Raw genomic sequence first — 13018 nt, 5'->3', positions numbered from 1 at the left:
GAGAGCGTCATGCTGCTGACCCGTAAACGCTTGCTCGCATCGGCTGCGGCCGCGGTCGGACTGGCGGCGGCCGGACCGGCGGCGCCGGCGATCGCGCAGAACCGGCGCGAGCTTCGGCTCGCCAGCGGCTGGGCCCGCAATTTTCCGGGTTTCGGCACCGCGGTCGAGCGGCTGGCGAAACGCATCTCCGACATGACGGACGGCCGCATCACGGTGCGGGTCTTCGCCGCCGGCGAGCTGGTGCCGGCGTTCGAGATCTACGACGCGGTCGCCAACGGGGTGGCCGACATGTATCACGGCGTCGAGTTCTGGTGGCAGGGCAAGTCGCCCGCCTTCAATTTCTACACCACGACGCCGTTCGGTCTCACCCCCACCGAGATCAAGACCTGGGTGGAGTTCGGCGGCGGCCAGGCGCTGTGGGACGAGCTCGCGGCCCAATACGGCGTCAAGTCGTTCCTGGTCGGTAATCCGGGTGTCCAGGCCGGCGGCTGGTTCCGCCGCGAGATCAGTTCGCTCGACGACTTCCGCGGCGTCAAGATGCGGATGGGTGGCTTCGGCGGCGAGGTGCTGCGCCGCGTCGGCGCCAGCGCCGTGCTGTTGCCGGGCGGCGACATCTTTCCGGCCCTGCAGTCCGGCACCATCGACGCGACCGAATGGGTCGGGCCGTGGAACGATCTCGCGATGGGCTTCTATCGCGTCGCCAAGTTCTATTACGCACCCGGTTGGCACGAGCCCTCGTCGAACTGCAGCGCCGGCATCGGTCTGAAGGTCTGGAGCACGCTCTCGGCGAGCGACCGCGAGATCATCAAGACGGCGTGCCACGCCGAGAACGACGTGATGGAGAGCGAGTTCAAGTTCAACGACACGATCGCGCTCGACAAGCTGGTGCGCGAGCACGGCGTTCAGCTTCGCGTCTTCTCGGACGACGTCCTGCGCGCGCTCGGCCGTGCCTCCCGCGAGGTGGTGGCCGAGGCGGGCCAGAAGGATCCGCTCACCCGCCGGGTGCACGACAGCTACATGGGCTTCCACGAGCGCGTGCGACGGGTCACCGAGGCGAGCGACCTCGCCTATCTGCGGGCCCGTTCCTTGGCCTACGAGGCCTGATCCGGCGCCGGCACGGCCGGCGCCCTGATCGGCGCCGGCACGAAGTTCCGGACGACTTCTCTTTGGACGACCCATCCTCGGACGACGCCTGCCATGCGCCAATTCTGCGACGCGATCGACGCCGCCGTGCAGCGAGCCGGACTGCTCGCCGGCCATCTGGTGCTGGCGATCGCGGCGATTCAGGTCTGCGTGTCGCTGATGCGATACTTCTTCTCGTACGGCTCGATCCTCCTCCAGGAGGCGATCCTCAATCTCAATGTCGTCGTCGTCGCGCTCGCCGTGTGTTTCGGCGTGCTTCGCAACGTCCACACCCGCGTCGACATCGTCGGCGCCGGGTGGTCGGACTCCGCCGGCGCCGCCTGGGAGGCGCTCGGGGCGCTCGTCCTGCTGCTGCCGACCGCCGTCTTCCTCGTCCTCGCCACCACCCCGTATGCGACGCAGGCCTGGGCGACGCTGGAGGGCTCCCGCAATGTCGGCGGGCTCGGCGGCATCTACCTCGTCAAGAGCGTGCTCCTGCTGATGGCGGTCGTCCTGGTTCTCCAGGCGGTGGCCGTCCTGATCCGCGTCGCCGTGCTGCGGACCGATCCCTACCCGCACGGTGCCGAAGGACCGGTGGACGGATAGACCATGGACATGGTGTCGCTGCTTCCCATCCTGTTTCTGCTCGCGGTGTTCGGCGCGTTGTTCGCCGGCTGGCCGGTGGCGTTCACGCTCGCCGGTGGCTCGCTGCTGTTCGCCGGCGCGGCCTCGCTCGCCGGCGCCTTCGAGCCGCGGCTGCTGCTCGCCATGCCGTCCCGCATCTACTCTCTGTTCGCCGACGATACGCTGATCTCGATCCCGCTGTTCGTGCTGATGGGCACGATCCTGGACCGCACCCGGATCGCCAGCGAGCTGCTGGAGACCATGGGCCGTGCCTTCGGCCGCATCCCCGGCGGCGTCGGCGTCTCGGTGTGCCTGGTCGGCGCGCTGCTGGGCGCGGCGACCGGCGTCATCGGCGCCACCGTCGTGACCATGGCGCTCATCTCGTTGCCGACCATGCTGCGGCACGGCTATCCGCCGGCGCTGGCCTGCGGGCTGATCTGCGCGTCGGGCGCGCTCACCCAGGTGATCCCGCCCGCGACCGTGCTGATCCTGCTCGGCGACCAGATCGGCAACGCCTATGCGGAGGCGCAGCGGATGATCGGCAACTGGTCTGCGTCGCCCGTGTCGGTCGTCGACCTCTATGCCGGCGCGATGATCCCCGGTCTGCTCCTCGCCGGCAGCTATGCCGCTTACGTGATGGTCTATGCGGTCGTCCGCCGCGACAGGTTCGTGCCGGCGGCGGGCGTCGACACCGCCCGGCGGCCGACGGCCCGCGAGATCTGGCACGCCATGGTGGCGCCGCTGCTGCTGCTGGTGGCGGTGCTCGGCTCGATCGTCTTCGGTGTCGCGACCCCGACCGAAGGGGCCGGGATCGGCGTCGCCGGGGCCGTGGTGCTGGCCGGGCTGAAGGAGGGCTCGGGCTTTCGGCGGGCGGTCGGCGCCGGCCTCGCCGGCGTCACCTCGGCCCTGGTCGTCGTCAACGTCTTCGATGTGCGGATCACCCGGGCGGCATGGAGCAGCGTGGATGTCGGGGCGATCGCCACGACGGGACTTTGCGTCGCCGCCTTCGCCTGGGCGTTCGGGCGCGGTGTCGTCGAGATCGCGCGGCGCGGTCTGCTGCGGCCGGCCGTGCTGCAGACCATCGAGATCACCGGCATGGTCTATGGCATCCTGCTCGGCGCGTCGTTCTTTTCGCTGGTCTTCTACGGGCTGGGCGGCGACCGTCTGGTCGCCGATCTGTTCAAGCTGGTGCCGGGCGGATCGTTCGGCGGCATGATCTTCGTCCAGGCGGTGATCTTCGTGCTCGGGTTCCCGCTCGAGAACACCGAGATCATCTCGATCGCGGTGCCGATCCTGGCACCGAGCCTGCTGCAGACCGTCGATCCCATCTGGTTCGGGGTGGTGACGGCCGTCAACCTGCAGACCTCCTACATCTCGCCGCCGGTCGGCTTCGCCCTGTTCTATCTGCGCAACGTGGTGCCGCCGTCGATCACCACGGCGACGATCTGGCGGGGGGCGCTGCCGTTCCTGGGCATCCAGCTCGTCGTGATGGCGATCCTCCTGATCGAGCCGCGGCTGTCGACCTGGCTGCCCAGCCTGCTGCCGCGGTGACGGACATGCTCGGCCCCGCCGAAGACCTCCCGACCGCATGCGCGCTGGCCGCTGCGCTCCGCGACGGCCGGCTCACCTCGGCCGCGCTCGTGGAGGCCTGCCTCGCCCGCATCGCGTTGCGGGACGACACGGTGCGGGCCTGGGCGCATCTCGATCCGGACGGCGCGCGGGCGGCGGCACGGGCGGCCGACGCGCGGCGGACCGCCGGCGCGGTCACGGGACCGCTGCACGGCCTTCCGGTGGGCGTGAAGGACGTCTTCGACACGGCCGACATGCCGACCGCGTTCGGCAGCACGCTCCACCACGGCCGGCGGCCCGCGACCGACGCCGCCGTCGTCGCCCGCCTGCGCGAGGCGGGCGCCATCGTGCTCGGCAAGACCGCGACCTCCGAGTTCGGCATGTATCACCCGAGCCCGACGCGCAATCCGCTGGATCTGGACCGATCGCCGGGCGTGTCGTCCTCCGGCTCCGCCGCCGCGGTGGTCGACGCCATGGTGCCGCTCGGCATCGGCACCCAGCACACGGCCTCGACCCTGTTGCCGGCCTCGTTCTGCGGTGCCGTCGGGTTCAAGCCGTCGTTCGGCACCGCCGACATGGCGGGCTCGAACATCCTGGTGCCGCGCCTCGCCCAGCTCGGCCTGCTGGCGCGGACCGTGGACGACGTCGCGCTGGTCGCGAGTGTGTTCGATCCGCGGCTGGCCCTTTTGGCGCCGCCGCCGGTGCTGCGTGTGGCCGTGGTGCGCGGGCCAGGATGGCACGAGGTTTCGGCAGCCGCAGCGGCGGCGTTCGACCGCTGGCTCGACCGGTTGCCGATCGCCTCGACCGAGCTGCGCCTGCCGCCGGTGTTCGAGCGCAGCATCGCGACCGTCACGGGCCTGCTCGACGCTCATATGGCGCGCCGCTTCGGCAGTCTCCCGGAGGGCGAGATCGCGATGCTCTGCGCGCCGCTCCGGAGTTGCATCGAGCGGGGGCAGCGCCTGGCGCCGTCGACCGTGGACGAGCTCGATCGGGCCGCGGACGCCATCCGCGACGCTGCGGACCGCCTGTTCGCGGACCACGACGTGCTGGTCACGCTGGCGGCGCTCGGCGAGGCGACGCGCCTGGAGGAGGGGCCCGGGTCCGGCGTCCTCACCATGCCGTGGAGCCTGTGCGGCCTGCCGACCGTGGCGCTGCCGCTTCTGAGGGGCCCGAGCGGTCTGCCGATCGGCGTCCAGGTGATCGCGGCGCGCGGAAACGATCCGCTGCTGCTCGCCTGTGCGCGACTCTTCGAAGGGTGGCGCGTCTAGTGCGAAACAGCCTCAGCGCAGCCGCGCGATCAGGGCCTGTGCGAGGGCCGTGCCGGGACCATGTCCCGCACGCCGGTAACGTCGGCCGCAAGAACCGTCACGCGACATAGCGCGCCTCGAGCAGATCGAGCTCGTGGACGAGCTTGTCGGCGACCACGCTGCCGATCTTTCGTTCGCGCAAGAGCCCGAGCACGGCGTCGCGCGAGGCCCGCACGGCCGCCACCCGCATGCGATTCTCGATCGCCTCGTCCTCGCGAGCCCGCGCGGTGTCGTCTCCGGATCGGGTCTCGATGCGGGTGCGGTAGATGTCCATGATGCGCGAGGCGATCTCGACATAGCGGTCGGCGTCCGGCCGGCCCTCCGCCATGGCGTGCTGCACCTCCTCGATGCGGGCGATCGCGGCCTCCGCGGCGGCGACCCGGGCGAGGTCGTCCTCGGCGTCGCGCGAGGGCTCGGTCGGCAGCTCGAGGCCGCGCAGTGCCAGCGGCAGGCCGATGCTGGCGATGAGCAGGGAGGCGACGATCACGCCCATGGCCAGGAAGATGGCGAGGTCGCGGGCCGGAAACGGCTCGCCGCCGGGCAGTGCCAGGGGCAGCGTCAGCACGCCGGCCAGCGTCACGGCGCCGCGGGCGCCGGCGCACGACATGGCGAGGACCAGCCTGAACAGGCTCGGATGCACCGGAATGCCCTGGCGACGCCACGCCCGGAACCAGGTGAGGCTCAGCGAAAGCCCCGCCCAGACGAAGCGCAGCACCGTGAGCGCGGCGGCGATCGCCAGCACGTAGCCGGCGAGCCAGAGCGGGCTCGAATGGCCGGTGAGCCCCACCGTGGCCTGCGCCTTCGGCAGGATGGCCGGGAGCTGCTCGCCGAGCAGCACGAAGACGACGCCGTTGGAGGCGAACTGGATCATGTCCCACACGGCGCGACGGCGAACCCGCGTCGCGGCCAGCGCCTGGCCGGTGGCCTCGGCGAAGCTCATCGTGACGCCGGCGCCGACCGCGGCGAGAATGCCGGAGCATCCCGCCTCCTCCGAGGCGAGATAGGCGGCGAACGGAATCAGCAGGCTGACCAGGATGTTGGAGCCGGAGTCCTCGCCGAAGCGGCGGCCGATATGCTCCTTGGTCCGCATGATCGCCATGGTGACGCTGACGCCGATGAGCAGGCCGCCTGCCGCCATCCACATGAAGGTGAGGGCCGCGTCGGCCAGCGAGAACGTGCCGGTCACGACGGCGGCGACGGCGAACCGGAAGCACACCAGGCCCGAGGCGTCGTTGAGCAGCGATTCGCCTTCGAGGATGTGCCTCATGCGCCGGGGGATCGGCACCCGCCGGGCGATAGCCGACACGGCGATGGGATCCGTGGGGGACAGCACGGCCGCGAGCGCGAAGGCGACGCCGAGCGGCATCGCCGGGATCATCCAGTTGATGAGCAGGCCCATGCCCAGCACCGTGAACACCACGAGGCCGAGGGCCAGCTCGAGAACGGCGCTGCGGTCCTTGAACAGCTCGTCGTTCGGGATCCGCCATCCGTCCAGGAACAGCAGGGGCGGGAGGAGCAGCAGAAAGAACAGCTCGGGGTCGAACTCGACGCGAATGTCCGAGGCCAGCCCGATGGCGGCGCCGAAGGCGATCTGCACGAGCGGCCGCGGGACGGCGATCGGCAGCATGCGCGAGGCGCCGCTGGAGACCACGACGACGAGCAGGAGAATCAGAACGGTGGTGACGGCACTCAATCCGGGTGGCCTCGCTCGCTCTCCGATCGTCGTCCGGGCCGACCGGCACGGCGGGGTCGCCGTCACGGGAGGTTCCGGTCGCCTGCCGGCGGTGGCGGCCGGACATCGCCGGACACGTCCGCCCCGGCCCCTCGATGTGCCACGAGCACGGAACCGCTGGGAAGCGTCAAACGAGTTTTGCCGCCGATAAGGGCAGGGAGTGGGCACCGCCGTACCGGGACGCTCGGTCAGGCGCACAGGTCGATGCTGAGGGTGCGACGAACGAACGGGAACCGGGCAGGGACGATGGTGCGGCGGCGCCGGTTCGACCAGGACGAGCATCGACGGCTTCGGGCGCCCTCGTGGGCGAGTCGGCGGCGGGGCTGCCCTGAAGGTCGGGCGGATCGAAGTAACTTGCAAAACAATAGTGACAAAGCTAGATCACTGTCGCCATGCGAGCCAAGACACCGCAGCCGAAAAAGCAAGCGAGCCCGGAATGCCCGGCCGCCCGCGCGATCGAATGCGTCGGCGAGTGGTGGAGCATCCTCATCCTGCGCGACGCCTTCCAGGGCTTCACGCGCTTCGACGAGTTCCAGAAGAGCCTCGGCATCGCGCCGAACATGCTGTCGCGCCGCCTCGCGCATCTCACCGAGGCCGGGCTGTTCGCGCGCCGCCGCTACAGCGAGCGGCCGCCGCGCCACGACTACGTCCTCACCGAGAAGGGCCGCGACTTCTTCCCGGTCCTGGTGGCGATGTTCGCCTGGGGCAACAAGCACCTCACGCCGGACGGCAAGCGCCTCCTGCTCGCCGACCACGACACCGCGCGGCCGCTCGATCCGATCGTGGTCGACGCCGCGAGCCTCATGCTGCTGACGCCCCAAAATGTCGCGCTCGTTCCCGGCCCGCGCGCCAGCCGAAAGATGCGCGAGCGCCTCGCCACCATCCGGGCGCTGCGCCCGGACCCCTCCCCCGCAGAACCGATCCCCGCAGAAGGATAGATCGCCATGCGCCGCATCGTCGTCACCGGCCTCGGAGTGGTGTCGCCGCTCGGCTGCGGCGTCGAGACCGCGTGGTCGCGCCTGCTGGCCGGCCGCTCGGGCCTCGCGGCGCTGCCGGCCTGGGCGGCGGCGCTGCCGGCCAGGGTCGCCGGCATCGTGCCCGGCAAGGCGGAGGATGCCGAGGGCGGCTTCGATCCCGGCCTCGGGGCACCGGCGAAGGAGCAGCGCAAGATGGATCGCTTCATCCTGTTCGCGCTGGTCGCCGCGGCCGAGGCGGTCACCCAGGCCGGCTGGGCGCCGGCCGATGCGCACGCCGCCGAACGGACCGCGACCATCATCGCCTCGGGCATCGGTGGCTTCCCGGCGATCGTCGAGGCGGTGCGCACCACCGATCGGCGCGGCGTGCGCCGGCTGTCGCCCTTCACGGTGCCGTCCTTCCTGCCCAATCTCGCGGCCGGCCATGTCACCATGAGGCACGGCTTCAAGGGGCCGATCGGCGCGCCCGTCACGGCCTGCGCGGCGGGCGTCCAGGCGATCGGCGACGCCGCACGGCTCGTCCGCGCCGGCGAGGCGGATGTCGCGGTGTGCGGCGGCGCGGAGGCCTGCATCGATCTCGTCAGCCTCGGCAGCTTCGCGGCTGCCCGGGCGCTGTCGACCGGCTTCAACGAGACGCCGTCGCACGCGTCGCGGCCGTTCGACCGCGACCGCGACGGCTTCGTCATGGGGGAGGGCGCCGGCGTCCTGGTGATCGAGGCGCTGGAGCATGCGCGCGCCCGCGGCGCCACGCCGCTCGCCGAGCTTCTGGGGTACGGCACCACGGCCGACGCCTATCACATGACGTCGGGTCCGGAGGACGGCGAGGGCGCGCGGCGCGCCATGGCGGTGGCGCTGCGGCAGGCCGGGCTGGCGCCGGGCGATATCCAGCATCTCAACGCCCACGCGACCTCGACGCCGGTCGGCGATCATGGCGAGCTCGCCGCCGTGACGGCGCTGTTCGGCCGCGACGGCGGCATCGCGGTCAGCGCCACCAAGTCGGCGACCGGCCACCTGCTCGGCGCCGCCGGTGGGCTGGAAGCCGTGTTCACGATCCTGGCGCTGCGCGATCAGGTGGCGCCGCCGACCCTCAATCTGGACCATCCCGACGAGGCGGCGGACGGTGTCGATCTGGTCGGGAGCGAAGCGCGGCGCATGCCGATGGAGCACGCGATCTCCAACGGCCTCGGTTTCGGCGGCGTCAATGCCAGCGTCGTGTTCCGTCGCTGGAACTGACGGCCGTGGCCGCGATCAGGCCGGAAAGCCTTCGAGCACGATCTTGCCGCGCGCCTGGCCGCTCTCGAGCAGGGCGTGAGCCCGCCGCAGGTTTGCGGCGTCGATGGTTCCGAACCGTTCGGCCAGCGTGGTCCGCAGCGTGCCGGCGTCGACCAGGCGCGCCACCTCGTCGAGCAGCACGCCCTGCTGGTCGATGTCGGCGGTGGAGAAAATCGGTCGCGTGAACATCGACTCCCAATGCGCCGACACGGCCTTGCGCTTGAACGGCATGATGTCGAGCGTCGGCGGATCGTCGATCAGGCCGAAGCGCCCTTGCGGCGCGATCAGCGCGACGATGTCGCGGATATGGGCATCCGTGTGGGTGGTCGAGAAGACGAAGCCCGGAGGCGCGAGCCCGGCGGCGGCGATCTGTTCGGACAGCGGCCGCGAATGGTCGAGCACGTGGTGGGCGCCGAGCTCGGCGATCCAGGCGCGGGTCTCCGGCCGCGACGCGGTGGCGATCACGCCGAGGTCGGTCAGCCGGCGGGCGAGCTGGACGGCGATCGACGCGACTCCGCCGGCGCCGCCGATGATCAGGATGCCGGAGGCGCCGGGCACGGGCCGTTTCACGTCGAGCCGGTCGAACAGCATTTCCCAGGCCGTGATCGAGGTCAGCGGCAGCGCCGCCGCCTCGGCCCAGCCGAGCGAGCGCGGCTTGTGCCCGACGATCCGCTCGTCGACGACGTGAAACTCGGCGTTGGTGCCGGGGCGCGTGATGTCGCCCGCATAGAAGACCTGGTCACCCTCCTTGAAGCGCACCACCTCGGCGCCGACGCCGACCACGACGCCCGCGGCGTCCCAGCCGAGGACCAGCGGCCCGGCGGACGCGCGGGGGCGGAGGCGCACCTTGGTGTCGACCGGATTGACCGAGATGGCCTCGATCTTCACCAGCAGGTCCCGCGGTCCCGGAACCGGACGCGGCAGCTCGATGTCGACCAGAGCCTCCGGGCTCTCGATCGGGGCGGGTTTGTTCGAGACGATCGCGCGCATGGTGCATCTCCTGCTCGATGGTGGCGACGATGTGACACCTATTGATCCTGCCCGCAAGAACGCACATAAATTGCCCATAGTGTCGAAAAGTATACCGTCGGGAGCCCGCCATGCCGCGCATCCATCACGTGTCGCTGGACTGCAGTCCGGGCTGTCCGGTGGAGGCGACGCTCGCCCTCATCGGCGGCAAGTGGAAGGGGCTCGTGCTCTATCACCTGTTCGAGGAGGAGGTGCTGCGCTTCAACGAGATGCGGCGCCGGCTTCCCAACGTCACCCAGCGCATGCTCACCAGCCAGCTCCGCGAATTGGAGGCGGACGGCTTCGTCCTGCGAAAGATCTATCCGGAGATTCCGCCCAAGGTGGAATACCGGCTGTCGGCGCGTGGCCGCAGCCTGGAGCCGGTCATCCGCGCGCTGAAGGCGTGGGGTGACGCCCATGTCGTGGTGAAAGGTGCCGTGGCGAAAGGTGCCGTGGCGAAGGGGGCCGGCACGCCGCCGAAGCGTTCCGCGCACTCGCCGAAGCGCGCCGTCGCATGACGAGGTCGGGGTCCATGGCCGGCATATCGCGACCCATCACGCTCTACGGCATCAAGGCGTGCGAGACGATGAAGAAGGCGCGTGCCTGGCTCGACCGGCGCGGCGTCGCCTACGCGTTCCACGACTACAAGGCGAAGGGCATCGATCGCGCGACGCTCGCCGGCTGGGCCGCGACGGTCGGCTGGGAAACGCTGCTCAACCGCGCCGGCACGACGTTCCGCAAGCTGCCCGACGCCGACAAGATCGGCCTGACCGAAGCGAAGGCCATCGGCCTGATGCTGGCGCAGCCGTCGATGATCAAGCGCCCGGTGCTCGATACCGGCGCCACGCTGCTGGTCGGCTTCAAGCCCGAGGCGTACGAGACGACGCTGCGCTGAACACCCGGTCGGCGCGGCGCGTCGCTTCATTCCAGTCTTCACAAGCTCCGACTCGTCATGCGCCGGATCGACCCGCGCATCCATCGCCTGAAAAGATCTTCTTTCGAAGTTCGATGGATTGCCGGGTCATGCCCCCATAGGCGCTAAGTCAAGGTTCTGCGAGCCGCCAATTCTCCGTCATTCCGGGGCGCCGCGCAGCGGCGAGCCCGGAATCCATACACACAGACCGGGGTTATGGGTTCCGGGCTCGCGGCCTGCCGGCCGCGCCCCGGAACGACCAAGACCGGGGGACATCGCCTCACTCGTCAAGTCAGCGCCTATGGGGTCAAGGCCCGGCGATGACGATGAAGGCCGAAGCCGACGAAGACTGGCATCAGGCGTCACGTCGCCGGCGCCGGCGTCCTCGCCATGCGGACGATGGTCGAGATCATGGCGAGCGCGATGGCGCTCTCGAGCATGGTGCCGCCGATCGACCCGGACAGGATGTTGTTGGCGAGCCACATCAGGCAGCAGATCAGCATCACGACCCGCATCGGGATGCCGCGCATCATGACGAACGCGACCGTCCCCAGGCTCGAGGCCGCGACCGGCAGCCAGCCGGTCCAGCTCGTCACGACCTGGGCGCCGATCGCCAGATTGACGGCGACGATCGCGCCCGCCAGCAGCGGCGAGGAAAAGCGCAAAGCGAGAAACGAGCGAGCCGCCGCGACGGCCGAGATCGCCGACGCCGGGACGTTGCCGAGCAGCATGAAATGCAGCGCGTAGGCGACGCACTGGGCCCCGTTGAGGACCTTCAGGCGGCGATCCACCTTCTGCGAAAAAGCGGCGATTCCGAAGACGAACGCGACGTATCCGGCCAACTGAGCGGGCGAGAGGTAGTCCATGTCGGAGATCCGGGTGACGGGTGCCGCGCATCGGTTGCGGTGCGCCGCACCATAGTCCGGCATCCGGTCGGGTCAACACGGCGGGGGCGAATGGCTGGCCGGCGTTCGCACGGCCGGATGATCGTCTCCGACGGATGCATCGCCTGGCTGTGTCCGCGTCAGCGCTTCTGCAGCTTCTCGTATCGCTTGACGACGCGCTCGCGCTTCAGCCGCGACAGTCGGTCGATCCAGAAGCGCCCGTCGAGCTGATCGATCTCGTGCTGCAGGCATACGGCGAGGAGGCCATCGGCCTCCTCGGTCCGCGAGGCGCCGTCGAGGTCCTGCCAGCGCACTTTTACGCGGACCGGCCGCTCGATCTCCTCGCTGACGCCCGGCATGGAGACGCTGCCTTCCATGTACGGACGTGTCTCCGGCGACGACCACAGGATCACCGGATTGACGTAGATGCGAACGCCGTCGGCGGCCGACAGCTCGAGCACCACGACGCGCTGCAGGACGCCGACATGGGGCGCCGTGATGCCGATGCCGGGCGCCGCCCGCATGGTGTCGGTGAGATCGGCCGCGAGAATGCGGAGATCGTCGTCGAACGCTTCGACATCCGTGGCACGGGCACGAAGCCGCGAATCTGGGAATTTTACGATCGGCCGCACCGTCACGGCATCACCTCGCAGGGAGTCGAGTCGCGAACGACTCTACCGCCGGCGCAGGCATCGAACAAAGTTCGGTGTCGCCGCCGCCGCGCGTCGTGGTGTCTCGGCGAGGCTTCCGGCGCTCACTTTCTCGCGCGGATCCGCGCGCCGTCACACGAGCAGCGCAACCGAGCCTTCTTTCGGTCGCGGTTCTCACGACCGGGCGGGTCGCGTCAGGTGCTTCGCCGTCATTCCTGTCGACCCATGAAGGCGATGATCGATGCGCCACCGGCGCGGCGCGGCGTTGCTGCCGCGCCGTGTCGATCGGGGCGTCTGCCACCTGCCGCCGCAACGCCGCGAAATGGTCACGGGGTTTTCGTCTCTCCTTCGCAAGCGCCGTGTACTTGGTCGCTTCCCCCGCAAGACAAAGGATTCGCGATGAGCAGGCTGATGATCCGTTGCCCCGAGACCGGGCGAGCCATCTCGACCGACATTCCTGTGAGCCGTGAGGCGTTCGCTGCGATGCCGGTCTTCTTCAGCCGAACATTCTGCCCGCACTGCCGGGTCACGCACGAGTGGTTCGCCAAGGAGGCCTGGGTGGCCGAGCCGGTCAAGCCCGCGCGCGGCGGCCGGGACGGCCTGCAGGTCGCGTGATCTGTCGACACAAGCGCGGGCTGCTCCGGGTTAGCCGGAGCAGCCCGCTTCTCATGTTGTTTGTAATCTTGTCGACAGCCGCGTTTTTATTGCCGTGAGACAATTTTCGAACGAGGTCCGCAAAACCCCCTCCGTGAAACCGCGGCTGTGCGGACTGCAGTTCGGCGGTATTATTTTGTTCGACCCGCTGTCCGAACCGACCCGAGCCCCAGGCGAAAGCCGACGGTGGTTGCGGGTCAGCTCCGGGCGGCGGGGACCAAGGGACATCGCACCGCGATGTCCCTTTGCGTATGAGGGACATCGCACCGCGATGTCCCTTTGCGTATGAGGGACATCGCACCGCGATGT

13 protein-coding genes are annotated in these 13018 nt (G+C 70.0%); 9 read left to right on the top strand and 4 right to left on the bottom strand.

The window, feature by feature from the left end:
- Positions 1–9 precede the first annotated feature (9 nt).
- The 4 genes from HXX10_RS26050 to HXX10_RS26035 all read left to right on the top strand — a co-directional run bounded on the left by HXX10_RS26050 (position 10) and on the right by HXX10_RS26035 (position 4583).
- Complete coding sequence (locus tag HXX10_RS26050) at positions 10–1104, top strand: TRAP transporter substrate-binding protein (RefSeq protein WP_296526233.1); 1095 nt, start codon at positions 10–12, stop codon at positions 1102–1104.
- Positions 1105–1197: 93 nt separating this feature from the next.
- Positions 1198–1728 (top strand): hypothetical protein, encoded by a 531-nt coding sequence (locus HXX10_RS26045; RefSeq protein ID WP_296526232.1) that lies wholly within the window; start codon positions 1198–1200, stop codon positions 1726–1728.
- A gap of 3 nt (positions 1729–1731) precedes the next feature.
- Positions 1732–3297: a TRAP transporter large permease subunit gene (locus HXX10_RS26040; protein ID WP_296526230.1), complete on the top strand. Its 1566-nt coding sequence runs from the start codon at positions 1732–1734 to the stop codon at positions 3295–3297.
- Positions 3298–3302: 5 nt separating this feature from the next.
- On the top strand, positions 3303–4583 hold the full coding sequence (locus HXX10_RS26035) for an amidase (RefSeq protein ID WP_296526229.1): 1281 nt from the start codon (positions 3303–3305) through the stop codon (positions 4581–4583).
- 97 nt (positions 4584–4680) lie between these two features.
- Here the strand turns inward: HXX10_RS26035 and HXX10_RS26030 are convergent, their stop codons facing one another.
- Positions 4681–6315, bottom strand: coding sequence for a Na+/H+ antiporter (locus HXX10_RS26030; protein WP_296526228.1), 1635 nt, complete (start codon positions 6313–6315; stop codon positions 4681–4683).
- A 431-nt stretch (positions 6316–6746) separates the two neighbouring features.
- On the opposite strand from HXX10_RS26030, the gene HXX10_RS26025 reads away from it, so the two are divergent.
- Positions 6747–7292, top strand: a complete 546-nt coding sequence (locus HXX10_RS26025) for a helix-turn-helix domain-containing protein (protein ID WP_296526227.1) — start codon at positions 6747–6749, stop codon at positions 7290–7292.
- 6 nt (positions 7293–7298) lie between these two features.
- The gene (gene fabF, locus HXX10_RS26020; protein ID WP_296526226.1) at positions 7299–8561 is read left to right on the top strand and encodes a beta-ketoacyl-ACP synthase II; all 1263 of its coding nucleotides are present in this window, start codon (positions 7299–7301) and stop codon (positions 8559–8561) included.
- A 15-nt stretch (positions 8562–8576) separates the two neighbouring features.
- Here fabF and HXX10_RS26015 read toward each other — a convergent pair whose 3' ends face one another.
- Entirely contained in the window at positions 8577–9590 is a 1014-nt protein-coding gene (locus HXX10_RS26015) for a zinc-binding alcohol dehydrogenase family protein (RefSeq protein ID WP_296526225.1), read from the bottom strand.
- Positions 9591–9700: 110 nt separating this feature from the next.
- Between HXX10_RS26015 and HXX10_RS26010 the strand changes: the two genes are divergently transcribed.
- Both HXX10_RS26010 and HXX10_RS26005 read left to right on the top strand, forming a co-directional pair.
- Positions 9701–10126, top strand: coding sequence for a helix-turn-helix domain-containing protein (locus HXX10_RS26010; protein WP_296526224.1), 426 nt, complete (start codon positions 9701–9703; stop codon positions 10124–10126).
- Positions 10127–10140: 14 nt separating this feature from the next.
- Positions 10141–10503, top strand: a complete 363-nt coding sequence (locus tag HXX10_RS26005; RefSeq protein ID WP_296526223.1) for an ArsC family reductase — start codon at positions 10141–10143, stop codon at positions 10501–10503.
- Between the two features lie 380 nt (positions 10504–10883).
- Here the strand turns inward: HXX10_RS26005 and HXX10_RS26000 are convergent, their stop codons facing one another.
- Together HXX10_RS26000 and HXX10_RS25995 are read right to left on the bottom strand one after the other, a co-directional pair.
- Positions 10884–11387, bottom strand: coding sequence for a YgjV family protein (locus HXX10_RS26000; RefSeq protein ID WP_296526222.1), 504 nt, complete (start codon positions 11385–11387; stop codon positions 10884–10886).
- 158 nt (positions 11388–11545) lie between these two features.
- On the bottom strand, positions 11546–12043 hold the full coding sequence (locus tag HXX10_RS25995; protein ID WP_296526221.1) for a peptide deformylase: 498 nt from the start codon (positions 12041–12043) through the stop codon (positions 11546–11548).
- Between the two features lie 411 nt (positions 12044–12454).
- Here HXX10_RS25995 and HXX10_RS25990 point away from each other — a divergent pair, with 411 nt between their 5' ends.
- Positions 12455–12670 carry a hypothetical protein gene (locus HXX10_RS25990; protein WP_296526220.1) on the top strand — a complete coding sequence of 72 codons (216 nt, stop codon included), beginning with the start codon at positions 12455–12457 and terminating at the stop codon, positions 12668–12670.
- Positions 12671–13018: the final 348 nt, after the last annotated feature.

This window comes from Rhodoplanes sp. (genome assembly GCF_013377085.1).
In the GTDB taxonomy this organism is placed as follows: Bacteria; Pseudomonadota; Alphaproteobacteria; order Rhizobiales; family Xanthobacteraceae; genus Rhodoplanes.
The sequence above is the reverse complement of the archived record's forward strand: the minus strand, read 5'-3'. Positions and strand labels throughout refer to the sequence as shown.